This window comes from Paenibacillus sp. Paensp38 (genome assembly GCF_059491915.1).
The window spans coordinates 4,652,783-4,678,871 of sequence record NZ_CP168516.1 but is presented as its reverse complement, the minus strand read 5'-3'; the positions used below and the strand labels follow the sequence as shown (position 1 = coordinate 4,678,871).

Here is a 26,089-nt window from a genome sequence, read left to right as displayed (position 1 = left end):
TCATCCTGTATAGGGATAGGATATAATTATGGAATGAAACAGCATCGGGAGAGTGGAACAATGACACCATCAAAAACATTAAAATGGATTACAGGCGGATTGGAGCTATTTTTAGCTATTCCCGTTTTGGGCGGGCTACTCGTCGTAAATTCCGCGTATACTATATTGTTCTTTATGCTGATTTTCCACATTGTTACGTTGGTACTATCGGTGACGAATAGAGAGTCTTATTATGGATCTATTTTAGGGATCGTGACCTCGGTTATTGGATGGATTCCGATTGTGGGCTGGTTGATGCATTTGCTCTCAGGCATATTTTTGATGATTACCGCAGCTCAGCAGCCGCGTGATCAGTATCGTAATCGCAATCCTTATGATGATTATCGCTACTAGGGTAAGTGATTGATACGAAGATGAAAGATCCTGTTGAACAGGGTCTTTTTTTATTTATGAAATCTCCCCATGATAATGGTGTTGTAGTATTTGCCATCTGAAAGAACCTTATCGTTTTTTAATAACCCTTCGATTTCAAAACCATGTTTTTTATAAAGCTCAATGGCTTTATCATTCGTTTCCAAAACTTGTAGAGTCATTTTCTTGATGCCATTGGATTCAGCCCAGGAAATAGATTTTTTTAAAAGATTCGTCCCGATCCCGTAACTCCAAAAATCCTTTAGTACACATACGCCGAATTCAACTTTATGAGAGAATCTGCTCAGAACATGGCCCTCACATCTTGAAAATCCGACGATTTTATCATGAACTACTGCAACTAAAAATAGGTTTCTGTTATTCTCTGTATCCGTTTCGATGAGCTGTTCAAAACCGGATGTACTTATAAATGCTTCTCCCTTCTCTCTGTCTAAATTTTCAGTTTCTCCATCAATCAGCAAACGGATTTCAGACAAATTCTTCGCATCTTGAATCATGGCTGATCTGATCGTATAGCGCATTCCTTGCACATCAAATTCCTGTTGATTTATTTTCATTACGTTCTCCTTTTTATGGATTAGAGTGAAAAATGAATTCTGGATCATGTTAGTCTACCATATTATCTTATTTACATGATAAATAAGCCTATCTCCTTATGTTGTATCGCAGCAGGGGACAGGCTTATTGTCGTCTCTATCCGTACAGGGAAGCCGGACGGAGATTTATTATACATGAGTGGATGTGCCCAAACGGGAGCTGTAGCTATTTCTGCTTAGTAGAGGCTTTAGCTGTATTGGTTTTAGCAGGAGCCTTGGCATCTCCTTGAGCAGGAGTTTTACCTGCATCCGCTTTACCGCCATCTACTGGTGGCTTGGATGGTTTCACGCCATTCACCATGTCTGTCATCATTTGTTTTAGATTAGAGACGCGTTGGTTATATTCAGTTGCCGTAATCTTGCCGTTTTGTTTTTCCGTAGCCAGTTTCGCTTTCATATTCGAAACCATCACATCAATAACAGAATTTACACTTACGCCTTGTGCTTTGGCGATTGTAGCAAGGGATTTACCTGCTTTCAGCTGTGTATCCAATTGACTGGAGGATAATTTTAATAATTTCAGGAGAGCTTTGTTCTCAGCATAGTTTCCTCCTGCGATTTTAGGGCCGTTAGCATCGCCTGGGTTACCCTTAGGTGCCTGTGCTTTGTCTGCAAGGGGAGCCTTCTCAGGTGTAGTGGAAGCAGCATGAGCTGCGCTTGTGGAGTACAGTGCTCCGCCTCCTAAAAATGCTAACGCCATCGTTCCAGCTAAAATTGCTTTTTTGGTGCTCTTCATCTTCATTTTCCACCTTTCGGTTATGAGTTGTTTGGTACGTGGTACATCATAAGGGATCAACTTGAATGCTATCTGAGTGTAAGCTGAGCATTTACTGAATGAATTTGGAGAGCGTGACTAACTGACATTTTAGCTAATAGAGTACTTGTATTATGTGTATTAAGTGATATAATACACTACAGGCACGAAAGATGCAGCCGATTAGGGGGAAACACCCATGGAAGAACAACGGGTTGGCTCGTTCCGATTTTTAATTGACTTTAGCCAGCCATTATATGAACAAATATTAAATCAAGTACGAAGCTCCATTGCTAAAGGGGAGATCGAAATGGGAAGCAAAATGCCGTCTGTTCGTGATCTGGCGCAGGAATTACGCATGAATCCGAATACCGTGATGCGAGCGTATCAGGAGCTGGAGCGGGACGGATTGACTGAGAAACGGCGTGGTCTAGGCACTTATGTTACGTCATCCAGTGAGCGGATTGCCAGCTTTCGGGAACAACTGGCTATGACGTATATAGATCAGTTTCTCGGACAAATGAGCAGCCTGGGACTATCCTGGGGAGATGTTCAGCAGTATATACGAAGCAAACAGGACGGAAATGAGAAGGAAGGAGGCGATAAGGCATGACGGAGTCTGTTGTGGTTGCGAATCATCTGGTGAAGCAATATGGCAGTAAAAAAGCGTTGGATCAATTGGATGTTGTCATTCCGGCAGGACGCATAGTAGGCGTGCTTGGACCCAATGGCTGTGGGAAGTCCAGCTTCTTTCGAGCGATCACTGGATTGATTCAGCCAGATGGGGGCGAGCTTCAGGTGTTGGGCCGACAGCCTGGTTGGGAAACCAACCGGGATATATCCTATCTTCCTGACCGGGCACGCTGGTACCCTAATCATACAGTTCAGCAGACGCTGGAATGGGGGAAGTCCTTTTTGCCTGGCTTCAATATAAAAGATGCCTATAAACTTGCTGATCATATGGACGTGGAGTTGGAGTTGAAAATGGCCGGGTTGAGTCGCGGACAGGAGGCGCGTGTGCTACTGATTTTATGTTTGGCACGTGAGGTTCCACTCATGATTCTGGATGAACCGTTCGCAGGTATTGATGTCCTCTCCAGAGAGGCGATTGTGGCCGGGATTATTGATTATTTGGAGGGTCGGCAGCAATCTATACTCATTAGCACGCATGATATTCAGGAAGTGGAAGGCTTGTTTGACTACACGGTCATGATGGGCCGCGGACGGATCCTATGGTCTGGTGATTCGGATGATCTGCGTGCAGAGCATGGCTCGCTGAATCAGGTGTTCCGCAATTTGTACAAAAAGGAGTGGAAGGCGTGAATTCATCAGGGCTGTTCAAAGATTTAATACGCCATGAATTTCGAAATAAAGGAAGCTGGAGAAAACAGAGCCGCAATCGACTACCGAGATCGTGGAGACTTGTGTATTTCTCACTATTTCTCATTGCGGCGTTCGCTATTTCCTTGTACTTCGCGCTTCACAACCAACTCGAATTGACAAGGCTGTGGTATGTGACCCTGGGCTTGCCGTACATGATCATTTTCATGGGTGTGGGAAGTTTGAGACGAGAATGGGAAAATGACACCTACGGATGGTGGCTGACCCTTCCCTATCCGCGCATGTGGCTGATTAGCGCCAAATGGATTGCGGCAATTCTACAAACCATTGTCGTGATATTGTTCCTGTTTGTGGTGGGTTCTCTGTACGCATTGTTCATCTCATCAACGATACAGCCTTATACGCTCGCGGATGCAGCGTGCTTTATTGTAGCTGGATTGAACTGGTTTGTGATGATTATCGCTTTCACACCTTTTGTTATTGCGCTGGGCCTTCTGACTGCCAGTACCAAATACAGTACCTTGCGGCCGCTTAGCCCGATACTGTGGATTCTTTTGATGGGTGGCGGGAGTGTCTTTTATTGGTCGGGCGATCATGGGCTTTATGAGCAGTTTGATCATGCTCAGACAGGACAGTGGTTTTCTTTTACCTGGCATTTCCCGGTTGCGGTGTTGATCAGTTGGATTGCTGCGTATATATTAATCCGCTTGAACGCTTATTTGTTGGACAAAAAGCTGTCGATTTAGACTAGCGTATCCATATGATCTATGAGGAAGGAGTTACACCATGACGACGATATTCATATATGCATTGGTAGCTGTTCTGGTGGGCCTGATGATCTGGTTAAGAACCAAGAGACGAAGGGGGCCGATAAAGGGAAACGGAACACGGATTCTCCTCCCCTTGTTTATCGTATTCCCGCTTATGATGATGTCTGTGTACCAATTAATGCATATTCCCGGTCAAACGTACGCGCCCCCCGCCTTTTGGGAACTGCTGGCTGCCGGGCTATTAGGGGCTCTGTTTGGCTATGTTATTTTGCTGCATACAGCGTATGAAAGACGGTCTGACGGTCTGATTTATCCCAAGCCGAACCAATATTTTAAATATATTATTATCGCTATTATCCTGATTCGCGTTGTTTTGACCCAGTACCTTAGTAGTTTGGGTACGTCCGAAATTAGCATGCTGGCAATTACGATGGCGTTGGTGTATATCTCGATCTGGCGAATCGGTAGCTTTATCAAGTTTCGGAGAACGTTATCCGTATAACAATAGCAGTGGGGTTAACAGCGGCTTACTATTCAAAAAGCGTTCATTCGCTTGCCGATAGGAGCCGCTTTTTTGAGTTTCGGCATTAGCAAGTTATCACACATTGTTATTGCTCCCCATATCCTTTATTCTAAGGCTTGTGGCTTGCATTGTAGCAGTACAAATATAAATTTTGAAAGGGGGGGTATTGAGGTTTCAAAAGATTTAAATGGGGTTTAAGGTTAGGTATGCGGGGAAAAATTGCTTTTTCGTGATTAGGTGTAACTTTATTAGTTACATAAAAAGGAATTGTATTCATATTCTATTTTACAGGTTGAGAGGGGCTTACATTCATGAAAAAACATACGGTTACTGCTGCACTCGCTGGTTTGCTTGTTCTGTCTTCTGCTGTACCGGCTTTAGCGGCCGAGGTAAAACCTGATACGGGTATTCAGGTTTGGGTAGATGGCAAGAAAGAGGCTTACAAGATTGCTCCTATCGTGGAAAATCAGCAGGTTTTGATTCCTTTGAGACAATTGGCTTCCAGTTTGGGGATTCCACTGGATTCCAAGCATATTACGTTCAATACGGCGCGTCAAAGCACAACCATTCGTTATGATCAGGCGACGGTTGTACTGATGTCGGGCAGCCCGGAAGCGCAAATCAACGGGATTAAGGTACCGCTGTCCACCTCACCCATCTTGACTAAACAAGGGGTAACCTATGTACCGGTCGATGTCATCAAAGAAGCATGGGGCAAGCAAGTGATTTGGGACCCGACCAGCAAAACGGTGCAAATCGGGGTGAGCAATAAGGATAAGGTTATAGAGATTCTGAAAAGCTTTGAAACCGGAAATACGAAAGCGGCCGAGACTTGGATCAGCAAGGATCAGTACATTCAGCACAATCTGAGCTTTGCTAGCGGGAGAGATGCCTTGCTGCAAGGGATTAGCCAATTGAAGGGAGCCAATGTACAGGTTGAAATCCAACGTGTTATTCAGGATGGCAATTATGTAGCGGTTCATTATAAAAAGTCCATTGCAGGGAAAACGAGCATTGTGTTTGATATTTTCCGCTTCGATAGCAACGGTAAAATTGTCGAGCATTGGGACAACATACAGGACTCGGCTCCAGCCAATCCAAGCGGACATACCATGATTGACGGAACAACACAGATCACGGATCTCAACCAAACTGAGACGAACAAAACACTGATCCGCAAGTTTGTGGATGATGTCCTGGTTGGCAAAAATCGTGCTGCATTGGAAAGCTACTATAACGGTGACCATTACATTCAGCATAATCCTCTTTTTGGTGACGGTGTATCCAATTTGAAACAAGCATTTTCCGCAGCGGGAAGCCAGGGTTCTCCCTTTGGATATGATCAGGTTCACATGGTCATTGGAGAAGGCAACTTTGTGCTGGTTGTGAGTGAATTGACATCGTCTAAGGGAACTTCAGCCGCTGTCTATGATCTGTTCCGGGTAGAGAACGGCAAGGTAGCGGAACATTGGGACGTAGTTCAGGAGGTTCCAGCTAAAACAGAGTGGAAAAATACAAACGGCAAGTTTTAAGAAAGTGCATTTGTGGTATGGCGTGATTGGCATGCTTTCCTAATCGTCCTCTTCCTGTTAAAATGATGCAAACTTATAACAGGAGGTTGGACGATGGAAGGCTTGAAGCAACGTGTGGGCTGCCTGCATGCACATCACTCGAACATAGCCTATGTGGAACGAGCTTTGGCTTCTTATGAGGTGGAGCTGATACATTTTGTGGACCCTGGGCTTATGCGCCGGATCTCGTCAGACCCGCATTTTTCTGCGGACGATGCCAGTCGCAAGGTAGAAGAGCAACTGAGATGGATTGCCCAAAGCGATATAGACGTTATTTTGATAACGTGCACGAATTATATTGTTTTGGCAGAAAAGGCTCAATTGACCCTGTCTACACCAGTAATTGCGCTGGATGAGCCCTTTTTTCATGAGATATGCGATGATTTGCGGCCACGGACCTTGGTATTCACGAATCCGGCTACTGTAGAGGGAACGATGAAGCGTCTTTATCATACGGCTGCTCTGTTAGGCAAACCGGATATCTCTCCTTTGATAGAGGTCAAGGTGGTGGAGGACGCTTTTGAATTGATTATGCAGGGACGTGAAGACGAGTATAAGGAACTGCTGGTTCGTTCGCTGTATGAGCTAAGGGAGGCTGATCCAAGCAGAGGGCTGGCTGTAGCACAGTTGTCTATGGTTGATGCTGCGTTACAAGTGGAGCTGGAGACGGGGCAAACGATTGGTAATCCCTTACGGTCGTTGTCGAATTCAATTGAGGACTTGTTAGGTTAAAAAGTATAACCAAAAGAACTTCCAACCCGTGTACTGGGACTGTGGAAGTTCTTTTTTTGGAGGTCGGCGAGCAGGTTACTTCTGCGTTGCTCATCACAAATTCTGTTGATCTTGGGTGATGAATGCTACGCCTGCTGATTCTCTTTGGACAAGCGTAACGTATAAACGTTCATGCTCCACGTCTTCCCCGGCAATGATTTTGAGAACTTGTTCGGCAGCTACAGCGCCCCATTTACGTTTGGAGTAGTCAATCGTTGTCAGACGGGGCTGAATATATTGCGCCAGCTCGATATTATCAAAGCCGACGATATGAATATCCTTGCCAATCGTCAGCTCTGACTGAGCCATTCGATTGTAAAAGCCCACTGCCATTTCATCATTGAGACAAAATACGGCTACAGGTTCCAAACCCGGGCCAACTTGTTGCTGCAAAATGATCTCAGCCGCCTGTTCACCGCCCGATTTCTCAAAATCGCCGTAAATTTCAATCATTTCAGCGACGCCGCTACGCTCAATGGTCTGCTTGACCGCCTGCATCCGTTGCCATGAATCGTAAGAACCTTCTGGTCCGGTAACCACATAAAGCTTACGGTGTCCCAATTCCAATAGATGTTCTATGGCGAGAGCGGCGCCTGCTTTGTTATCCAGCAGCACCTGGTTAATGTTAGGATGATTCAGTTCACGGTCCAACACGACAACTTTATGTCCTCGCTCGGCGTAGTTCAGTAGCTCCTGACTTTCAAACGTCTGATCCAGCACAATGGCGCCGTCAATCATGCGTTCCGGCAGCATTCGGTGAGACTGCTTACCGCTACATACGATGAGATCATAGCCCTTGCGGTTCAAAATTTCCTTGATGCCGTACAGTAAATCTCCATAAACGTCTCCACGAAAATCAGTTAGGAAAACGCCAATAATTTTGGTCTGCCTTTTCTTGAGATTACGTGCGGCGGCATTGGGCACATAGTTAAGCTCTTTGGCAATGGCTAAAATACGTGCGCAAGTTTCTTCTGTTACCTTATCGCTACCATTCAAGGCATATGAAACGGTAGATATGGAAACGCCCGCCTGTTTGGCGATATCTTTAATGCTGACCACATCGTCACCTCCTTGTCGTCCGTCTTATCATTGCTATTGTATATTCATTATTAACCACATATCTATTCCAAATGTCGTAGTCCTACACCTAAGCAGCAAAGGGCGATCCCGCAAGATCGCCATCCCTTTGTTGCCTATACCAGATTAGCATCAAAAACTCTTTATAAAATAATCTCCAGACGATGTACACCATCATGCTCTGCTAACGTCTGCTCGAAAACCTCGCGTTTGATGCGTAAGGCACCGGAGCGGTAGCGATTATCGCCGGCTGGCTCGCTTTCCAGTGGTGTTCCATTCAATACTACACGGCCCTGCTCACCGCCAGTATGCTCTTGCAACATACGGTAGACGAAGGTGATCGGTTTCCCTGCAAAGGAAAACTTAAATTCCAATCCGTCGAGATGATCCGGCAGCACAGGGTCCAGGATCAGGTCTTCGCCTGACTGACGAACACCAAGGACATTCGATATCAGCTGATTCATATAGATTCCCGGACCGCTGGAATAGATTCTCCAACCGCCTTTGACGGGTACGGCTCCTTCACGCAGTTCACCAAACCGTTCCTGTGCTTCATAGCGGGAATTAAATTTACCGTCCGAGCTACTGAAATAGGCGTTGCTTTGGCGCCATTCGGCATTCGGTACGGACGCACGGATGCCGACCGGATTGATGAGCTTCAAGCTATGCCAAGCGTCATCCTTGCGTCCCAACTTGGCCATCGCTTCCGCAAAGCGGATATGGGCATGCACATATTGCAGCCCGACTTCACGTCCAAAGTTGGCCGCTTGCTCTGCGCGCTTGAAGTGCGAGCTCACACCGCCATCATACTGTGCAGGACGGTTCATCAGACGCACACCATCCGGGCAGAGGAACTGCTCACGGATGAGTTGCTCATGAGCCAATGCTTGCTCAGGCGTGAGCAGCTGGCTGATCATGCTGCGCGTCATCGGCAGCAAGCGGTAATGGATTCCCGTCTCAGTGTCAGACGGATGGAGCATCAGCTTAGGTTGACCGGGCTCTTCCATATACACGAAGCCCGGAATAATTCCGCTCTCCAGCATGTAGCGGTTGAAGTCTTTACGGATGCCATTGGCCATCTGATGTAGATCTTGTGCAATCTTGTCGGCTTCGCTTACTACACCCGCGGGGGCCTGCTCCAAAGCTGCAGCAAAGTTACTAATAACTTGGTAGGTGAGTGCAACCGTCCAGCTGCTCGCCATGTATTGCTTCAGCTGTGCATTGGCTGGCTGGAGGGTATCGTCCCAATCGCCGTCGCCATAGGCCGACAAATACGTATCATGCAGGAAATTATCTCGAATGTATTCGATTTCCTTCAGGGCATGTTCCATGAGAGTCGCGGTCTGCTTGGTATAATCGAAAGTATGTCGATGGGTGTAAGGTACATTTTCTTCCAGAATACTGTAATCACGGGTAGCGGTCAAATAATCGCCCAGTACCTTGAGCGGCCAGACGATAATATCCCCATGGCTTTCTTCTTGCTGCACGTGAGTATAGTTGTCAAACATAAACCATTGCGGCCAGTTTCCGCTGTCCTCGTACTGATGGCTGAAGACAGTCAGCAGAATGGAACGAACCTCATCGAACTTTTGCACAGCTGAGAAATATTCCACAGGCCCCTGACACACATCGCGTGTTCCCCAGGCTGCACCGCCGTATTGCTCCAGACCGTGAGGTACAGAATAGTGAACGAGCATATTATGGGTGTACCACCAAGCCACTGCGTTCACACGGAACAGCTCGCTTGTTTCATGTTGACCCAGCGATAGATGGAAACCGTTCATAAGCTCGGCAAAATATGCCCGATAGTGCTCGCGCTCATCTTCAAAGGAAGCGTGACGCTCTTTGTGTGCTGATTCTTGCCCGGCTGAAAGTCCATTCAGCCAACCCTGCACGGTGCAGGTCCATTCGCTGCTGTCACCCAGCTCTAGCACAACCAGAGATGCATCAGGGGAAGCATTACCCTGTAGCAGTGCGTGAGCGTCGCTCACATGCTGTAATGGAGCGCCTTCTATGTGCATTCGGTACAGCAGGTCGGGATAGGCTTCGGCACTCAGGGAAGCAGAGTCTGCCCGGAAGAGTAAGGCGTCGCCTTCACGTTCCATATGAAACGGAAGCTCATATTCGTTCACATGCATAGACATTTGCTGAGTGATGAGGAACGGATAGGTTTGGCCACTTGCCGCACGCATGTGAAGCCGTACTTCTGGGCTATCGGCATTCGTATAGTTTGTAATAATGAATGTATCGTCAGCCGTTTTGTAGTACCAGCGCACATAATTAAAGCCAATCTCGAACAGGGAAGGCATCGTGAGCAGGCGGTATTTCCCTTGGATTCCGACATAAATGCGCTGACCGGATGTCTTGGGAATATTGAGCGCATTACGCGCGTTGGTAATCATTTTGTTGAAATTCGTATTGCCGATTACGAGCTGGGAATTGAACACTCCGTACATATAGGAGGTGGTTGTAATGGTTTCTTCCTTACCTCCTGAGTAATGCCCGCCCATTAAAATGTGCCCGTGGGGACGCTCTACACGAAGCTCTTTGGATTTGAGTACAACATGCTCATAGCTGTCCGTGAAAAAGGAAAGGAGTTTATTGCCATCCCGTTCTTCTTCCTGCCGTTTCGGGAAAAGTTGATTCACTTCGGCATCGGTGAAGTCCAGCGTACGCAGCGGCTCACCGATGGTTTGAGCTGGAGCCACACGCCCTGCCTGAAGATCACTTGCCGCGTGTGTCGGTATGCTGGTCTCAGAGGCATCTGCTAGAACGGCAGTTACTTCGTCGCGTGCCTTTGTCACCAGTTCCTGATACTCCAGCTTTGTCACTGCGGCTGGATGATTGGGCTGGAACAGACCGTAAAAAGTAAAGCGAGCTTCCCCGGCAAGTTCCACTCGCTCGGACTGCAATGCGGTATAGGCGAATTCGTATTGGTATACTTCATTGGCGAGCGAGTCGCGACGGAGTGCTTCCGGCTCATTCGTTTCCTTGTACGATAGTCCAAAGAACTGAAAACCGTCAGTCGAGTAACCAACAGTGCGGGTTAACGAGCCTTGTTGAATGTATGGGAATGTCTGACTTTGAGGCTGGTTTTGACGTGAGCAAACGGTATAGCCTCTTTGTTCATTATGGTAGACGGTGTGGTCAATATATTGAGACAAATAAGCTTCATTACTGCGTACAGCAGCGGTATCGGCAATGCCGATATCCTGACCGTACACGACATCTGCTTCCACGTCATCGCCCTGTAGGGTTACATCCCAGAACCATACTCCCAGGCGGCTTAGCGTGAAGGTCACCTGATAGCCTACACCAGCGGTGAAACCTTCCCAAATAATCTGCTGATCTGTTTGTCGAATTACTCCCGGTGAGCGAACTCCAAGCAGGGGAGTGATACTTACACCGGATGGACGGTACAATCTCAAGTACAGATTGTTCAGGGAACCATCGACTGAATTGGTCAACAGCTGGTTGATCATCGTTGAGCCATGGGCGATCTTATACACATCACCGCTGCTCAAGAAGGTAAAAGACAGGTCGCCGGCCCGCAGCAAAATATTTTGATCCAGACTTGTATTCATCAAAGGGAACGCCTCACTTTCTTGTTTATTTCACTAACCGAAAACGGCTTTCGCTGGTATCTCGGCTGTTAGGTCCTGTAAAGACGGCAAATTCACCGCTGTCACTGCTGAAGCTCAAATCTGCATGATGATAGCGCAGCTGAGGCTCGGTCAATGCAAATTCCACTTCCCGGCTTTCGCCTGGGGCAAGAAGGACTTTGCAGAAATCTTTCAGTTCTTTCATTGGGCGAACCGTATCACCGCTGATATCACGAACATAGAACTGGACGGTTTCCTCGACTGGACGTGTTCCTGTGTTCGTTACCTGCACTTTCACGGTCAGTTCCTGACCAGGTATAAGGGTATCGCCTGAAAGCTGTACGCTGTCATAAGCGACATCGGTATAACTCAGTCCATAGCCAAACGGGAATAAAGGTTCGTTCGGTACGTCTAGATATTGAGACACATAACGTTCTTTTGTATTCGGATCTAACTGCGGGCGTCCTGTATTAAAATGATTGTAGTACACGGGCACCTGTCCGACCGATTGCGGGAATGACATGGTCAGGCGACCCGTAGGTTCGGCATCACCGTACAACAAATCGGCAATCGCCGCGCCGCCTTCGCCACCAGGGAACCAGGCTTCCAGTACAGCGTCTGCTTCTTCAATAACACCGTGCAGATCCAACGGACGACCATTAAATAATACGGCTACCATAGGCTTGTTCAGCGTCTTCAGGCGCTTTACCAATTCCAACTGGGCTTGTGGTAGGCGAATATTGGAACGGCTGCCTGCTTCACCACTCATATCCGAGCGCTCTCCAAGCGCCAACACGATAACCTCTGCTTGGCTGGCAGCTTGCAGAGCTTCTGCATATTGCTCCTCAGTTATATCGTCGATAGAGCAACCTGTCGCAACCGTGAGCAGCGAGGAGGATATTTTCGATTGGAACCCGTCAACAACGCGAATAGCTTCCTCTTGCGAACCGCTCCACGACCAAGAGCCCAGGATATCACCGTTCTCTGCAAAAGGCCCGATCAACGCAATATGTTGATTGCGATTTAATGGAAGAACGGAATCATTTTTGAGCAACACGCAAGATTTAATAGCTAATTCTTTGGCAACCGTACGATGAGCTTCACAGAACACAACTTCACGTTCACGCTCAGGGTCTGCGCCGCGTAGCGGATTTTCGAACAAGCCCAGCTTTTGCTTGAGCTTCAATATACGCATTACTGCTTCATCAATGAGTGTTTCATCCAGCTGTCCGCTGCGAACCAGCTCAGGCAGATGCCCGTTATAGCAAGAGGTCATCATTTCAATATCTACGCCAGCCAGCAGTGCTTTCTTCGCTGCCTCGCGCTCATCCTCGGCGATGCCGTGAGGGATAAGCTCCTTGATGGCGGCCCAATCCGAGATGAGTACACCATCAAAGCCCCATTCATCACGAAGCAAATCACGCATCAGGCGCTTATTGCCCGTTGCGGCTACGCCTTCTACGGTATTGAAGGACGTCATCACCATTTCGCAGCCTTCATCTAAGGCAGCTTTATAGGAGGGAAGATAATACTCTCGCAACTGCCATGCGGATACATCTACAGTGTTGTAATCCCGTCCGCCTTCGCCAGCTCCATATGCGGCAAAATGCTTCACGCATGCGGCCACCCGGTCGGTATCGTTCGTCAGATCTTTACCCTGAAATCCGCGCACAAACGCACGGGCAAATTGACTGTTGAGATGAGGGTCTTCCCCAGTAGATTCCATCACACGGCCCCAGCGTGGGTCACGCACCAGATCGACCATAGGGGCGAATGTGACGTGAACACCGGATACAGCCGCCTCGCGGGCAGCAATGGTAGCGCTCTCTTCTGCCAGCCGCATATCCCATGAGCAACCAATAGCCAGCGGTATAGGGAAAATCGTTTTGAAGCCATGTACAATATCTGCCATAACTAAAAGCGGAATACCCAGACGATTTTTACTCAAATGAGCCTGTTGAACACGAATCGCTTCCTTAGCCCCTGCGAGGCCTAGCACGGAACCGACGTTGTGGATATTTTTCTCTGTGATGCCGAGCGAAGCCATAGGTCCGGTAATTTGACTATCTGCTCCTGCTTCTTCAAAAAAGGCGCCTACAAGCTGTAGTAGCTGATCGACTTTTTCTTCAAGCGTCATGTTTTCTAAATAGGAATTCAGGTGTTGTTCCATCATAATCCTCCATAAGCTGTATTGTTGGTGGACAGCTCTTTTTTTCAGATTCATGAGATTTTTTGGATAAAATTGATTCAAAAAAGTACTGAACAGGCTAATAGCTAGTATAGAAGCATAATATTCTGTTGTATTATTAATCGAAACGTTTCTATTGTTGAACTCAGTTGGATTATATACGCTTTCAAATGAAGAGTCAAATCCAATTCGGGAAGTTTTTATAGAATAAATAACGTAATAAAGATGATATAAATGTAAAAAAGTCGGAATTGTAGGTGAATAAAAAATAATATTCCTATTGAATACGGTTTCAATTTGTTTTATAATGACTATCGAAACGTTTCTATTGAGGGGTATGGTCCTTGTGCTTTGAACATAAGTGTTATAGCGGTATGCTTTAATCGCTAGGTATTTACATGCATCAGGATTTTACAAAATTCGATTCTTGTCGTTTCAAAGTGCAATATATGGACGAATTAAACCATTTCGTTCTATATAATGTTCATTGGAAGTTGCTTATTGAATTTTTGCAAAGTCCTCGTATTTGAATCCGTTATCATATTGCATGATCGGTAAACCGGTCATCTCGGGAGGAATTCGTATGATGAAAAGAACGTTAGGGATCATTTTGGCAAGTACCTTATTACTGGGGGGCGCGCTGGTGGGCTGCTCGTCCAAGGATGATTCGTCTGGCAAAGATGCGAGTGGCAAGACGACCATTACCTTATGGGGTATGGGAGCGGAAGGAAAGCTGCTGCCTGAAATTGTGAAAGGTTTTGAAAAGGAAAATCCGGATATTCATGTTGAGGTACAGGCGTTGCCTTGGGATAACGCTCACGATAAGCTGCTGACAGCAGTTGCTTCAAAATCCGGTCCGGACGTGGTTCAGTTAGGTACATCATGGGTTCCAGAACTTGCGTCTGCGGGTGCATTGACGGATATTACCCCTTATATCAGCAAGTATCCTGAGCTGGAATCGAAGAATTTCTTCGAGGGTGCTGTAGGTACGACAAAATTTGAAGGAAAACCGGTCGGTGTGCCTTGGTACACTGAAACGAGAGTTTTGTTCTACCGTTCTGACCTGCTGAAACAAGTCGGATATAATGAAGCACCTAAAACGTGGGAAGAGCTTTCCGATGCTGCCCAAAAGCTGGCGGCTCGGGGCAAAGGCAAATATGGTATCTCCTTTAGTGCAAAGGAGCAGTCTATGGGCTTTATGTTTGCTCTCCAGAACGGTTCCAAACTGGTTGACGAGCAGGGCAATCCGCTGTTCAACCAACCACCGTTTGTAGATGCTGTGAAGTATGTAAATACCTTTTTCCAAAATGGCTCTAACGCAGTGGATATTGGAATTGACTCCGTTCAAGGTTTGCAAGGCGAGGGGATCGTTCCAATGTTTATCAGCGGTCCTTTCATGATTAAAGAAATCAAGAGCAAGGCACCAGAACTGGAAGGTAAGTGGAATATAGCGGAGCTTCCTGGAAAAGTAAACAACCTGTCCGTTTTGGGTGGTGCCAACCTTTCAATTATGAAATTCAGCAAGCATCCAGAGGAGTCAGCCAAATTCCTGGCTTACATGAGCAAACCAGAAACGCAGCTGAAATGGATGGATCTGTCCAGTAACTTGCCTGCGACTACTAAATCGTGGGAAGATGCCAAACTGAAGAGTGATCCGATGCTTCGGACGATTCGCAAACAGCTAGATCATTCCGCAGCATTGCCGCAACTGGCTGCATGGGAAGAGGTTTCTCAACAATTTATCAAGAGCTTCGAGCGTATTTACCGCGGTCATGCCGATGTACAAAAGGAAATGGATGACTTTAATCAGCAGGCTGCAAGTATTATGAAAAAATAATGATCCATATCCGCCATTGTCAAAGGGAGTGAAGGCATGAAAGGAAGCTCGCAGAAGCTTGCGCCATACTTGTTTATCGGTCCCTCCATCATCCTGTTAACGCTGTTTTCGCTGTTGCCGATACTACTGGCGCTCGTGATCAGCTTCACGGATATGGATCTGTCCGGACTCGTTAATTATGATAGTATTCGCTTTATAGGTCTCGAAAATTATACAAACGTACTATTGGACCCTTCCTTTATAAAGTCCCTTGGTAATACCCTGTTCTTCGTCATCATAGGTGTTCCGTTGGTGCTGATATTTTCGCTTAGCATCGCGATTCTGATTAACATGGGTAAATCACGTGCGTTCAAAGTATTCCGCGTCGTGTTCTATCTACCGTCCGTAACGAATGTAGTTGCGGTCGCGGTCGTTTGGAGCTACTTGTATAATCCGACGCTTGGATTATTCAACTATGTACTTGGTTTGATGAATTTAGGTCCCGTCCCATGGTTGACCGATCCAACAGTTGCGAAAGTTTCGTTAATTGTGTTAGCAGTTTGGCGGGGCATCGGCTTAAACATGATTATCTTTATTGCGGCTATTAAAGGGATTCCGGGTTCTTATTATGAAGCGGCTCAGCTTGACGGTGCCAATACATGGCAGCAAATTCGTTATATTACGCTTCCGCAGCTTCGTTACGCTATTTTCTTCGTGTCCATCACAACGATGATCGGCTGGCTGCAATTTTTCGAGGAACCGTTTGTCATGACCAAAGGGAAACCGCTCGATGGCACACTGACGGCATCCCTGTTCATTTACAATAACGGCTTCCAATTTAGTAAATTCGGGTATGCCGCGGCGGGATCGTTCATTCTGTTCTTCGCAATCATTGCGGTGACGCTGATTCAGTTCCGTTTGCAAAATAAAGCGGAGTCCTGATAGAGAGAGGTGATGAACGTGAAAACAGCTGTTCAGCAAGCCCGCGCCAATACGCGCAGTGGTGAAAAAACATTTCAATGGTTCGTGGCGACTCTCCTGACCGTGGGAGGTCTGTTGATGGTGCTGCCTTTTGCGTGGATGATTTTATCCTCCTTTAAGACTGAGGGCGAGGTAACCCAAATTCCCCCGACCATCTGGCCGCAGCATTTTACACTGGATAATTTTAAATTACTATTCGATAGCATGGCTTTTGGAACCTATCTGACGAATACGCTGATCATTGTTTTAGCTTCCTTCTTCGGATTATTCCTGAATGCCATGGCGGGTTATGGCTTTGCCAAATTCCAATTTAAAGGCAAAGGGTTTCTGTTCTATCTGGTACTGGCAACGATGATGATTCCAGGTCAAGTGACAATGATTCCCGTCTATTTGATTCTGAACCAGATGGGATTGACCAATTCCATGCTGGGGATTGTCCTGCCTGGATTGGTAGGCGCGTTCGCGATCTTCCTGTTCCGGCAGTTCATGTCCGATATCCCGGAAGAACTGCTGGAGGCGACACGTCTGGATGGAGCAGGGGAGTTCCGCACTTTTTTACAAATCGTACTGCCCATTTCGACGCCAATTATCGCAGTACAGGCCATCCTGACCTTCATCGGCGGATGGAACAGCTTCTTGTGGCCACTCATTATTGCGAACGATGAGAAGCTGTACACCTTGTCCGTCGGACTGTCACTGCTCAAGGGACAGAACGAAAGCCAATTTGCCCTTCAAATGGCAGGCTCGACCTTCATGGTCGTTCCGATCATGATTATCTTCATTGTTTTCCAAAAGTATATTATTGAGAACTATACGATTTCGGGGATTAAGTAATCGTGTAGTGTGAATACAATTCATAGTCACAATACGAACAGCGGAGCTTCTCTTAGGAAGAGGGGCTCCGCTTTTTTGCTTTCATGGATAAATTTATATATGAGTTAGACAATATTGATGAGACAATGTACGAAGTTTTCTTTTCAGTCTATAGATTCGAGTCGTTGTAGCCGTAACCGAAATATTATATTTGACAGCAAGGAAGGGCACAGCCAGTTGTCGACAAAAGTAGTCTTCATAGAGCGTATATTCATTGTTGGAAAGCTGCATTAGTATATTAACGATAACCGTATCCACATCTCCCAATCTACGATTTTCCCACTCCTCCTCTACCGAATTTGAATAACTACAGATCTTCTCACATTCAAGCGTAGTTTCATGCTTTTTTTGTGTATAGTAGCACCTAAATGATTTATATATAAGATTTTTAGCCGTGAGGTACAGCCAACCTTTTACATTGGGGTGTTGTTTGAGCTTGACCAGTTGCTGTCTTGCCGCTACAAAAGTATCTTGTGTACATTCTTCTGCCATAAATGTAAAGCAAGACTGATTCTTGACTAAATGCATACAGAAACGGTATACCTCGCTCAGATAAAGTTCACAAATTTTTCTGTAAAAGCATCTGGAACTACCTCTGCACTGATCCTCTTTGCAACAGTCGATAACCATCGTGGTCGGCATTTGTTCAAGCCCCCTTTGGACGGATAAAAAAATAAGTGATTTTTGTATGTGCCAATCATATACATTAATTCCAATTTTCAAGAATGACATAAATCATATTTAATCTCGTAAATATGGAATTACTAGAACAGTTAAAAGATGTTTTAAGGTGATTTTGATTCTGATACGGAATTAGTTAATAGGGGGAGAAGGTACATCTGATGAAAGGGGGAAAAGGATGAAAGAATCCATAGTATATAAACGTCTGGCGGCAACATTTAGGCCTTATCTGAAGACGGTCACTATCATTTTGATATGTCTCATCCTATCAGCGGGCTTGAATATATTATTGCCTTTAACAAGCAAGGTTATTGTGGATCAAGGTCTTCTGAAAGGGAATATGCAGGCTGTAATCCTGTACACTTCTGCTGCGTTTTTAATCGTTTGCTTGGACAAGCTGCTGAATGTGTGTAAAGAAACCTTTCGGGCAGGTTTAAGCGCACAGGTTACCTTTACTTTATTTGAAAAAGCGTATTTACATCTGACAAGAGTACGAATGAGCTATTTTAACCGAACCAATGAAGCGGAGTTGCTGAACCAAATTGGCACGGATGTAGGCAATGTATCAAGGATCACAGATAGTGGAGTATTTTTTGTAATTATGCAGGCGTTCAGCATGATTGGTGGTTTATGTGGTTTGCTGCTCATTAACTGGAAAATGACTGTAATCGTGCTGCTTTTTTTACCCATCAAATATGTTGTGGTGAAGTACTTTGTGAAGCGTAGGAAAAAACTGGTAGGGGATTTTATTGAAGGCAGTAGTGATTTTGCCCAGTGGTTTGGGGAATCTGTCGGGGGCATGAAGGAGCAGCGAATGTTTGGTCTTATTCCACATAAGCATCAGCAGTTCTCAACCAAGCAGCGTCGAATTGTAGATTCAGAACGGAAATTGTCACTTCTGGACGCCTGGAATATCGCTTCGGAATCTATTTTAATTCAGCTTCTAATGATGCTTGTGTACGTTGTGGGAGCTAATCTTATCTTTCGTTTACAGCTCACTGTAGGGGGGATTTTTGCCTTTGTTTCTTACAGTGCTTATGTTACCACTCCTGTTTTCGCTATTTTAAACATTGGCTACATGCTGGCTGAAGTCGTTCCCTCCGCCATTCGATATTATCAGTTCTTGGACTGGGCAGAGGAAGAGACATCTAATTCAGTCACCCCAGCGTCTATACTAACTGAGCCGCCATTCGAAGATCACATTGCATTTCATCATGTTTCTTTTTCTTATACCAAGGATGAACCCGTCCTATCCGACGTGAACTTTAGGATTGCCCGAGGGGAAAAGGTAGCTATCATTGGAGCAAATGGGGCAGGGAAGTCTACGCTGCTGGATTTGATGATGAGATTCAGCCAGCCTGATCAGGGGATAATCACCTATGACGGCATTGACATCCAAAGCTATGAAATAGATGAGTATCGAAGTCAAATAGCTTTGGTCAGTCAGCAGGTGTATTTATTTGATACTACTATTTTTGGCAACATCCGCATAGGCACAGAAGTCACTAATGATGCAATAGAGGACATTATCGCTGAGGTTGGCCTGGAAGAATTGGTTCAGAACTCGGCAGATGACTTCCCCATAGGCTCGAACGGCTCCAGATTGTCGGGTGGGCAAAGACAGAAAATTGCTATGGCCCGGGCATTGATCAGGGAAGCGTCATTGTTTATTCTCGACGAGGTGACCTCCAATCTGGACACAGAAGCTAGGCTAAATGTTCAGCGATTGTTGAAGACCCGATTGCGTGACAAGACCGTAATCATCGTTACACATCGCAGCGAGATATTAGCGCATGTCGATAGAGTTATTTTGTTGGAGAACGGCGAACCAGCCCAAATAGGATCACACTCCCATTTTATGACCTGTCATGCGGAATACAGAGGATGGGTATTAGAGAAAGAAGAGGTCCCCATAAAATGATGAAAAAAACAAACGCATTCATAGTGTGATTTAACACCATGTACGGAATTAGTATAGGTGAACACCTTTTTAAATCATATCATGAATGGGAGGAGTAGTTTAACATGCGTAAGCTTGTGAAAAGAAGCGCGAATGTAGGCGACACGATTGAGGCATTTGGCTGTGGTTGTTCCTGTTACTGTCCTTGCTCCTGTTATTGCGCAGGCAGTCTGACTCGAAGCTCCAATACATCGCGAGAAAGTGACGGTTCTTATCGCAGAGATAATGGAACTGGAATTGGTAATTATTAAGCTTGTACCTGTATGGAGGAGCCTGGACATTCCAGGCTTCTGTCCACATCAAAACAGAGTAGGTGTGAATCATGAACGTGTGCCAACCCTTTATATACACATTTCAAACGAGACTCCACCATTATGTATATGATGTAAATACTAATTTAATTTTGCGGATTAAAGAGGAGGCTTATCATTTTCTGAATTCGCATTCCAGCTTCAACCTGGATCAGATGGAGGATACACCGGAATTGCAGCAGTATATCCGTGACTTGTTGGATAACGGATTTTTATCTTCACAGCGTCCGCAGATTATGAATCATCCCAAGACAAAGCACCTGGAGCATATGCTTCAGCATCAGCTGAAAACCCTCACCTTACAGGTAACTCAAAATTGTAATCTTAGATGCTCTTACTGCGTTTATTCAGGAGGATATGACAATCGAGGTCATACGAATCTGATGATGGATTTTGAGACAGCGCGCAAGTGTATTGATTTTGTCATTGATAGATCAGTAGACAGTGACCGTCTGGATTTCGGTTTTTATGGGGGAGAGCCGCTCATTAATTTCCCGTTGGTCAAGAAATGTGTCGAATATATCAAGGAGCAGGTGGCGTATAGAGATGTAGGTTTTCATTTGACGACCAACGGTACGCTACTTAATGACGATATTTTGGACTTTCTGGATGAGCATCGTTTTGTACTTACGATCAGTCTGGATGGAGATCAAGAGAATCATGATAGAAATAGACGATTTGCTGTTAACGGACGAGGCTCCTTTGATACCATTATTGCCAATGTAGATAAAATTAAGAGAAATTACCCGGACCTCTTTGAATGGATTAATTTTAATGTGGTGCTGGATACCCGTAATGATTTTGGTTGTATCAATGATTTTTATACGAATTATGAAACCTTCGAAAGTCTGTACAGTGTAAGGTCCTCCTACATTAACGATGCTTATGTGAAGGATGAAATTTTGTACAGGAATGAATTTATTGAGCAGAGGGGCTATGAGGTAGTTAAAATGATGCTTTCCAAATTTGGGAGAGTAGATGAAAGCCATGTCTCGAAGCTGATTAAGGACTATTATATTCAGATATATTTCCGAATGTTTCATTATAGAAAGCCTTCTGCGGGGATGCCGATAGAGGCGCATCATGGCGGACCCTGTGTGCCTGGTGTACAGCGATTGTTTGCGGATGTGCATGGAAATCTGTATCCATGTGAACGGGTCAGTGAGCAGTCGGAAGTGGTGCAGATTGGAACGGTGGACACGGGCTTTGAAGTGGATAAAATCAACCGAATTTTGAATGTAGGGACAATCACGGAGGATGCATGTAAAAACTGTTGGAATTTCCGCTTTTGTACGTTGTGTGTTGCTGTAGCAGATGATTTGCATACCTTGTCCAAGGAAAAGAAGCTGAGTCATTGTTCGGTAGTCAAAAACGATATTCGGCACACCTTACTTGATTATTGCATGATGAATGAGCTGGGCTATGATTTCTCCGAGGATACGATTCTCGATTTTGAAAAAGCATGAGGGGTGTCTCCATGACCAATAAATTAATCATTTTTCCGTTTGATTATGAAACGATAGCCCTGGTTAGGAACTTGAATCTATTAGGAAGTTATGAGGAAGTTGTCCTTATTTCTTTTCAAGGGTCGGGGATGATCGGGAAAGATGCCTGTGTAACGGACAAGGGGGAAGTGACAGGCTTCATCGTGAAGCCAGAGTCTTGTTTGGAGCAAGAAATAGAGCGTTGTGATGCTATATTACTGGTGAAATCCAATTTCAAGCTGGATGTAGCTGAGGTGTATCTTCCCGTGATCAAGAAGGCTGGACAGCTTGGCAAAAAAGTCATGTGTAATTTTACTTTGCCAGACTCATGTATGGAATTCATCGAACCCTGTGAGGAGCATGAGGACAAGCTGATTTTAAAAAATACATTTGATGTACGCACGAAAGATATTTTACCGCCTGACCCGGGCTCTGTTATTCATGATTTTTTTACACCGGTTCTATTTGTATTAGGGCTGAACGAGCGAACGCATAAGCTTAATTTACAGTTTAACCTTCGGCAGAAGCTTGAAGCACAAGGATATCGGGTGTCGCAAATCACATCTAATGGATGCGGGGAGCTGATTGGTGCACATTCTTTTCCACAGTTTATGTTTGAGAGCGGTATGACGGAAACCCAGAAGATTATCATGTTTAATCGGTATTTGAAAAAAATAGAGCAGAGCGAAAAGCCTGATCTAATACTCGTGGGCATTCCAGGTGGGATTGTTCCTTTTAACAATACGTTCACGAATTATTTTGGAGTAACCTCTTTTTTGGTATCCCGTGCTGTCAGACCGGATGGACTGATCTGTTGTCTTCACTATGATGAATACAATATAAAATATTTGGAGCATGTGAAACAGTACATGGAAAACCGCTTTTCCTCTTCCTTATTGGGATACGCCATATGTAACAATGTATTCGACAGTTACTCTTCTTCCACGGTCAATATGCAATATGCATCTGTTGATCATCGTTTCGTGGAAGAGAAAAAACAGGAATTTTCCAATTATTCCGTGCCCGTACTCCATCTGTCCAACGATGAAGATATGAATAGGCTGACGGAGAATATTTTACATTATTTTTCGGTTGATCATCATGTAGTTCAGTTGTAATGGAGGGAAGAACATGAACTTTACTCAGGATGTAACGGGAACAGGAATGACACTGGAAAATATATTTTGGAAGCTTTTTAAAATAAAAGCGGGCGAGATCAATAAAGAGGCTACATTACTGGGGCCTGATATGGGGTTGTTCCCCAGGGATCTGGTATATCTATTATTTGAAGTGGAAAAAAGTTTTGCTATCCTAATTCCGGAAGAGCGTATAGTGGGAGGGGGGTTGCTTACATATAACAGCTTGTATGAGACGATAAAGGGCTGCTTAACAGTGGAAAAGGAATGAAGGATTTGTGAAAATGATGATAAAACATACAAAAACATACAAAAATATCCGATATACCTCTAGAATCACTTATTTCAGGATTTTGCAAAATTCGATTTCAGTCGCTTACTCGATTTTTGAAAAAATCCTCATTTAGAAGAGAATTGGAGGTTTTAGGATGAATGTATCATTTACATCATCTCACCAATCGCCGTTCCGCACCGCAGATAACAACCGACTTGAACTACGGCATCCCTTTTCCGCTCAGGCTGAAAAGAAGGGTATAGGCAAGCCACAAAACAAGGTTATTCAACAATTGACAGAACAAAAGCAAAATTTGATGGAGAGGCGTTCGGACTATTTAAGTAATGCGCTCAAGCGTGGTCTCGGTCCAGAAGCTGTAAAAGCTGAAATGGAAGAGATAGATAAGCAGATTCAGCAAATTGACGAGAACATTCAAAAGCAGTCACTGGAAGAGCAAAAAAAGGCTTTAGGCATGGATGAGGAGAGTAAAAAAGAAGCTCAAAAAGGTAGAAAGGAAGAATATACGCCTAAGACTGCTGAGGAGCAGCAGCAAAGATTGGTCACCTATACAATGCATAGTGTTGTATCTGCAAACAATGAGTTGAAGAGTGCCAAAATAGCCAAAACGGCACAAATCACATTGGGAAGCGAGGCTAAGGGGTGGGAAAACGCTAACCCTGCAAAATCAGCGTCTTTGCGTGAAAAGGCAGAAGGACTTAATGGAAAGATCATGGAAATCGCTGCGAATATTAATGAGCGTATCAGTGAAGCAGTGAATAACGAACCGATGATTACAGATCGGGTTGAACCTAAGGAAGAGCAGGAGGCAAATCCAGAGGCAGGCAGGGTGTGGACTGAACAAGAGCTCAATGCTTATCTGGACTCGGCCAAAGACGGGGCGAAGACTGCAGGCACGAAGGTGAATATTGCAGTCTGATCCAGCTATTATGTACATGGTTTGCTAAATTAGGAGGGTGCTTTCAGACGAACGCTATCGTTCGCAGAGGCACCCTCCGCTTACTCTAATAGAACGGAACAGAGCCGTGAGATACATTCCACAATCCGAAGAGACAGGGGGAGAAAACATGAATGGCAAGATTCATGTAGCCATTATTGACGACGGGGTTAATGCTGGCTTTTTAAACACCCAATTATTATATAACGTCGAAATAGCTCATGGAGACGTAGAAGATGGACGTACCTTAAATCACGGTACGCTATGTGCAGCTATTGTACAAACGTATTTTCCAGATGCGATCATTAGCAGTGTAAAAATAATGAACCATAGAAAAGGAAATGCAACTCAGCTTTGTGCTGCGCTGGATTGGTGTGTAAAACATGGTGTACAGGTAGCAAATATCAGCCTGGGGAGTATAAATTATCGAGATCGAAGCATGCTGCGGGAGGCTGTAAATGATGCAGCTATGGCGGGATTAATTATAGTATGTGCTGCACAAAACGGAGGACTTCTTACTTATCCGGCCTCCTTTGCCAATGTGATTGGTGTGCGCTGCGATCATAGCGGTATACTCACAGCAGGACAATATACATATGATGCTGAGTTAGCATTCTCAAGCGGTATCGATTTTATCGCTTTTGCCAAGCATGAACTAGTAGGTGCAGCTGGAGAGGCTGTACAATGTCCCAACAGCAATAGCTATGCCACTCCATTGATTACAGCACACATATGTAAAGTTTTGCAGCAGTCCAAAGCTGTTCCTTCCATAGAACAGCTAAAACATATGTTACATAAGTATAGCTATCTTCCGATACAGGATACTAAATTACCCGTAATGCGTTACGGACATCCGGATTGGATACGGCGCGCCTATGTGTTTATAGAGGAGTGTGCAATTAGTTCGAAAGCACCCTATTATTTTCAGACCCAATGTGAAGCTCAACCCTCTGGCGACAAAGTTGCCGCGATCATCGAACAAGCCATCCTGCGGGAGCGAGAACAACAGGATACAGCGCTCGAAGGTGGACAACGGGTATGCGACCTGACAGATACGATTGTCTTGCTAGGGGAAATGGAGCCAGTGAGCTTGCAGGAAGTGGAACAATTGGCTTCACGGTATGGAAAACATGTCGTCTATATCTCTAAAAATCAACGACACACCCCATCACTGAATTTTTCGTCTTGCTATTTGCGCTGGTGGCAGCAAGAGGAGGGGCTCTTTATGGCGCAGGAGGAGACTAGCTCAATAGAGGATTCACGCATTCCGCATATTTGTATTTATTATGACAAGGGCATTGACATTATTTATTTTTTGCATGAGTTGAGAGGGGCCTTTGCCCGGGATGAATACCAAAGCTGGATCGCGGTGGACCAGTCCGCGGCAGTGTTGCATGATATGGAGTATACGCTCCCTTTGGATGCAAGCAATGGATTACAGGAACTGTTATATAATGCGGGTAAAATGGCATATAACGCTTATACGGATATTGCTATTTTGTGTGTAAAGGCTGCGAATACTGAGGATTGCACCAAAGAACGAGTTTTATTAGGCGTAGATATTGAGCTTTCTTTGCTGGTGAAAGTGGAAACTGAAGGTATTTACATATCTATACGGACAGAGCAGGGATATTTGAAAGAATGGGTCCTCTCAAACTTAAACGCGGGCGATATAGGTGGTATTTATACATATTTAGAACAACTGTTGGTAGACTGATATTCACTATTTAAAACAGACTGCAAGATACGGGAGTAGCACTATTTTGAACGCACCTGTAATTCGTTATTATTATTTAGGAAAGGGTTATTCACTCAATAAGTTTGTTTATAAAACGAAATATTTAGAAATACGTAACCAATTGCTTATCGTTTATCATAAACATTAATAATTATATTAAGTATTTAACGATAATATTGACTATAATAAATAGGGTGTGTTATATTAAAACCGTAAATAAAACGGCATCTTAGTTCTTGGTGGTACAACGGATTT

Annotated in this window: 23 protein-coding genes; 17 read left to right on the top strand and 6 right to left on the bottom strand. The window is 45.0% G+C overall.

Features of this window, described 5'->3' with window-relative positions:
* The first annotated feature begins 60 nt into the window (after positions 1-60).
* Positions 61-393 carry a hypothetical protein gene (locus ACEN8J_RS20720; protein WP_029516858.1) on the top strand — a complete coding sequence of 111 codons (333 nt, stop codon included), beginning with the start codon at positions 61-63 and terminating at the stop codon, positions 391-393.
* Positions 394-443: 50 nt separating this feature from the next.
* Here ACEN8J_RS20720 and ACEN8J_RS20715 read toward each other — a convergent pair whose 3' ends face one another.
* The gene (locus ACEN8J_RS20715) at positions 444-989 is read right to left on the bottom strand and encodes a GNAT family N-acetyltransferase (protein WP_165149216.1); all 546 of its coding nucleotides are present in this window, start codon (positions 987-989) and stop codon (positions 444-446) included.
* A 205-nt stretch (positions 990-1,194) separates the two neighbouring features.
* Complete coding sequence (locus ACEN8J_RS20710; RefSeq protein ID WP_318628188.1) at positions 1,195-1,764, bottom strand: hypothetical protein; 570 nt, start codon at positions 1,762-1,764, stop codon at positions 1,195-1,197.
* 217 nt (positions 1,765-1,981) lie between these two features.
* On the opposite strand from ACEN8J_RS20710, the gene ACEN8J_RS20705 reads away from it, so the two are divergent.
* The 6 genes from ACEN8J_RS20705 (at position 1,982) to ACEN8J_RS20680 (ending at position 6,719) form a co-directional block, all read left to right on the top strand.
* Entirely contained in the window at positions 1,982-2,395 is a 414-nt protein-coding gene (locus tag ACEN8J_RS20705) for a GntR family transcriptional regulator (RefSeq protein WP_029516855.1), read from the top strand.
* Positions 2,392-3,105, top strand: coding sequence for an ABC transporter ATP-binding protein (locus tag ACEN8J_RS20700; RefSeq protein WP_069010117.1), 714 nt, complete (start codon positions 2,392-2,394; stop codon positions 3,103-3,105). Before ACEN8J_RS20705 ends, ACEN8J_RS20700 begins: the two co-directional genes overlap by 4 nt.
* Positions 3,102-3,869, top strand: a complete 768-nt coding sequence (locus ACEN8J_RS20695) for an ABC transporter permease subunit (protein ID WP_029516853.1) — start codon at positions 3,102-3,104, stop codon at positions 3,867-3,869. The genes ACEN8J_RS20700 and ACEN8J_RS20695 overlap by 4 nt, the downstream gene beginning before the upstream one ends.
* Before the next feature lie 40 nt (positions 3,870-3,909).
* Positions 3,910-4,395: a CcdC protein domain-containing protein gene (locus ACEN8J_RS20690; protein ID WP_342434736.1), complete on the top strand. Its 486-nt coding sequence runs from the start codon at positions 3,910-3,912 to the stop codon at positions 4,393-4,395.
* 332 nt (positions 4,396-4,727) lie between these two features.
* On the top strand, positions 4,728-5,948 hold the full coding sequence (locus tag ACEN8J_RS20685; protein WP_495593907.1) for a stalk domain-containing protein: 1,221 nt from the start codon (positions 4,728-4,730) through the stop codon (positions 5,946-5,948).
* Between the two features lie 93 nt (positions 5,949-6,041).
* On the top strand, positions 6,042-6,719 hold the full coding sequence (locus tag ACEN8J_RS20680) for a hypothetical protein (protein ID WP_165149208.1): 678 nt from the start codon (positions 6,042-6,044) through the stop codon (positions 6,717-6,719).
* A gap of 93 nt (positions 6,720-6,812) precedes the next feature.
* Here the strand turns inward: ACEN8J_RS20680 and ACEN8J_RS20675 are convergent, their stop codons facing one another.
* From ACEN8J_RS20675 to ACEN8J_RS20665, 3 genes are all read right to left on the bottom strand, one after another.
* Complete coding sequence (locus ACEN8J_RS20675) at positions 6,813-7,817, bottom strand: LacI family DNA-binding transcriptional regulator (protein ID WP_449292525.1); 1,005 nt, start codon at positions 7,815-7,817, stop codon at positions 6,813-6,815.
* 161 nt (positions 7,818-7,978) lie between these two features.
* On the bottom strand, positions 7,979-11,419 hold the full coding sequence (locus ACEN8J_RS20670) for a GH36-type glycosyl hydrolase domain-containing protein (protein ID WP_449292526.1): 3,441 nt from the start codon (positions 11,417-11,419) through the stop codon (positions 7,979-7,981).
* A gap of 25 nt (positions 11,420-11,444) precedes the next feature.
* A complete protein-coding gene (locus ACEN8J_RS20665; protein ID WP_449292535.1) occupies positions 11,445-13,607 on the bottom strand; it encodes a glycoside hydrolase family 3 N-terminal domain-containing protein in 2,163 nt (720 codons plus the stop codon).
* Positions 13,608-14,208: 601 nt separating this feature from the next.
* Here ACEN8J_RS20665 and ACEN8J_RS20660 point away from each other — a divergent pair.
* Genes ACEN8J_RS20660 through ACEN8J_RS20650 form a run of 3 tightly spaced genes read left to right on the top strand, consistent with a single transcriptional unit; the run spans position 14,209 to position 17,256 of the window.
* Positions 14,209-15,462 carry a sugar ABC transporter substrate-binding protein gene (locus tag ACEN8J_RS20660; protein ID WP_029516846.1) on the top strand — a complete coding sequence of 418 codons (1,254 nt, stop codon included), beginning with the start codon at positions 14,209-14,211 and terminating at the stop codon, positions 15,460-15,462.
* Positions 15,463-15,498: 36 nt separating this feature from the next.
* A complete protein-coding gene (locus tag ACEN8J_RS20655) occupies positions 15,499-16,383 on the top strand; it encodes a carbohydrate ABC transporter permease (protein ID WP_013308374.1) in 885 nt (294 codons plus the stop codon).
* Between the two features lie 12 nt (positions 16,384-16,395).
* The gene (locus ACEN8J_RS20650) at positions 16,396-17,256 is read left to right on the top strand and encodes a carbohydrate ABC transporter permease (RefSeq protein WP_370682672.1); all 861 of its coding nucleotides are present in this window, start codon (positions 16,396-16,398) and stop codon (positions 17,254-17,256) included.
* Between the two features lie 93 nt (positions 17,257-17,349).
* Here the strand turns inward: ACEN8J_RS20650 and ACEN8J_RS20645 are convergent, their stop codons facing one another.
* Positions 17,350-17,925, bottom strand: a complete 576-nt coding sequence (locus ACEN8J_RS20645) for an RNA polymerase sigma factor (protein ID WP_277884425.1) — start codon at positions 17,923-17,925, stop codon at positions 17,350-17,352.
* A gap of 229 nt (positions 17,926-18,154) precedes the next feature.
* Here ACEN8J_RS20645 and ACEN8J_RS20640 point away from each other — a divergent pair, with 229 nt between their 5' ends.
* The 7 genes from ACEN8J_RS20640 to ACEN8J_RS20610 all read left to right on the top strand — a co-directional run bounded on the left by ACEN8J_RS20640 (position 18,155) and on the right by ACEN8J_RS20610 (position 25,813).
* The gene (locus ACEN8J_RS20640; protein ID WP_318628193.1) at positions 18,155-19,897 is read left to right on the top strand and encodes an ABC transporter ATP-binding protein; all 1,743 of its coding nucleotides are present in this window, start codon (positions 18,155-18,157) and stop codon (positions 19,895-19,897) included.
* A gap of 104 nt (positions 19,898-20,001) precedes the next feature.
* Positions 20,002-20,187: a CLI_3235 family bacteriocin precursor gene (locus ACEN8J_RS20635; protein WP_080710748.1), complete on the top strand. Its 186-nt coding sequence runs from the start codon at positions 20,002-20,004 to the stop codon at positions 20,185-20,187.
* Positions 20,188-20,258: 71 nt separating this feature from the next.
* Positions 20,259-21,713 carry a Cys-rich peptide radical SAM maturase CcpM gene (ccpM, locus tag ACEN8J_RS20630; RefSeq protein WP_318628194.1) on the top strand — a complete coding sequence of 485 codons (1,455 nt, stop codon included), beginning with the start codon at positions 20,259-20,261 and terminating at the stop codon, positions 21,711-21,713.
* 11 nt (positions 21,714-21,724) lie between these two features.
* On the top strand, positions 21,725-22,849 hold the full coding sequence (locus ACEN8J_RS20625) for a TIGR04066 family peptide maturation system protein (RefSeq protein WP_209949949.1): 1,125 nt from the start codon (positions 21,725-21,727) through the stop codon (positions 22,847-22,849).
* Positions 22,850-22,862: 13 nt separating this feature from the next.
* Entirely contained in the window at positions 22,863-23,138 is a 276-nt protein-coding gene (locus ACEN8J_RS20620; protein ID WP_069010100.1) for a peptide maturation system acyl carrier-related protein, read from the top strand.
* Positions 23,139-23,295: 157 nt separating this feature from the next.
* Positions 23,296-24,078 (top strand): type 2 periplasmic-binding domain-containing protein, encoded by a 783-nt coding sequence (locus ACEN8J_RS20615; protein ID WP_069010098.1) that lies wholly within the window; start codon positions 23,296-23,298, stop codon positions 24,076-24,078.
* Between the two features lie 148 nt (positions 24,079-24,226).
* Complete coding sequence (locus ACEN8J_RS20610; RefSeq protein ID WP_165149182.1) at positions 24,227-25,813, top strand: S8 family serine peptidase; 1,587 nt, start codon at positions 24,227-24,229, stop codon at positions 25,811-25,813.
* Positions 25,814-26,089 lie beyond the last annotated feature (276 nt).

What these genes read in the sequence shown, in the direction of transcription:
- ACEN8J_RS20720 (WP_029516858.1), top strand. Translation starts at nt 61, where the DNA reads ATGACACCATCAAAAACATTAAAATGGATTACAGGCGGATTGGAGCTA.
- ACEN8J_RS20715 (WP_165149216.1), bottom strand. Translation starts at nt 989, where the DNA reads ATGAAAATAAATCAACAGGAATTTGATGTGCAAGGAATGCGCTATACG.
- ACEN8J_RS20710 (WP_318628188.1), bottom strand. Translation starts at nt 1,764, where the DNA reads ATGAAGAGCACCAAAAAAGCAATTTTAGCTGGAACGATGGCGTTAGCA.
- ACEN8J_RS20705 (WP_029516855.1), top strand. Translation starts at nt 1,982, where the DNA reads ATGGAAGAACAACGGGTTGGCTCGTTCCGATTTTTAATTGACTTTAGC.
- ACEN8J_RS20700 (WP_069010117.1), top strand. Translation starts at nt 2,392, where the DNA reads ATGACGGAGTCTGTTGTGGTTGCGAATCATCTGGTGAAGCAATATGGC.
- ACEN8J_RS20690 (WP_342434736.1), top strand. Translation starts at nt 3,910, where the DNA reads ATGACGACGATATTCATATATGCATTGGTAGCTGTTCTGGTGGGCCTG.
- ACEN8J_RS20685 (WP_495593907.1), top strand. Translation starts at nt 4,728, where the DNA reads ATGAAAAAACATACGGTTACTGCTGCACTCGCTGGTTTGCTTGTTCTG.
- ACEN8J_RS20680 (WP_165149208.1), top strand. Translation starts at nt 6,042, where the DNA reads ATGGAAGGCTTGAAGCAACGTGTGGGCTGCCTGCATGCACATCACTCG.
- ACEN8J_RS20670 (WP_449292526.1), bottom strand. Translation starts at nt 11,419, where the DNA reads ATGAATACAAGTCTGGATCAAAATATTTTGCTGCGGGCCGGCGACCTG.
- ACEN8J_RS20665 (WP_449292535.1), bottom strand. Translation starts at nt 13,607, where the DNA reads ATGGAACAACACCTGAATTCCTATTTAGAAAACATGACGCTTGAAGAA.
- ACEN8J_RS20660 (WP_029516846.1), top strand. Translation starts at nt 14,209, where the DNA reads ATGATGAAAAGAACGTTAGGGATCATTTTGGCAAGTACCTTATTACTG.
- ACEN8J_RS20655 (WP_013308374.1), top strand. Translation starts at nt 15,499, where the DNA reads ATGAAAGGAAGCTCGCAGAAGCTTGCGCCATACTTGTTTATCGGTCCC.
- ACEN8J_RS20650 (WP_370682672.1), top strand. Translation starts at nt 16,396, where the DNA reads ATGAACGTGAAAACAGCTGTTCAGCAAGCCCGCGCCAATACGCGCAGT.
- ACEN8J_RS20645 (WP_277884425.1), bottom strand. Translation starts at nt 17,925, where the DNA reads ATGGTTATCGACTGTTGCAAAGAGGATCAGTGCAGAGGTAGTTCCAGA.
- ACEN8J_RS20640 (WP_318628193.1), top strand. Translation starts at nt 18,155, where the DNA reads ATGAAAGAATCCATAGTATATAAACGTCTGGCGGCAACATTTAGGCCT.
- ACEN8J_RS20635 (WP_080710748.1), top strand. Translation starts at nt 20,002, where the DNA reads ATGCGTAAGCTTGTGAAAAGAAGCGCGAATGTAGGCGACACGATTGAG.
- ccpM (WP_318628194.1), top strand. Translation starts at nt 20,259, where the DNA reads ATGAACGTGTGCCAACCCTTTATATACACATTTCAAACGAGACTCCAC.
- ACEN8J_RS20625 (WP_209949949.1), top strand. Translation starts at nt 21,725, where the DNA reads ATGACCAATAAATTAATCATTTTTCCGTTTGATTATGAAACGATAGCC.
- ACEN8J_RS20620 (WP_069010100.1), top strand. Translation starts at nt 22,863, where the DNA reads ATGAACTTTACTCAGGATGTAACGGGAACAGGAATGACACTGGAAAAT.
- ACEN8J_RS20615 (WP_069010098.1), top strand. Translation starts at nt 23,296, where the DNA reads ATGAATGTATCATTTACATCATCTCACCAATCGCCGTTCCGCACCGCA.
- ACEN8J_RS20610 (WP_165149182.1), top strand. Translation starts at nt 24,227, where the DNA reads ATGAATGGCAAGATTCATGTAGCCATTATTGACGACGGGGTTAATGCT.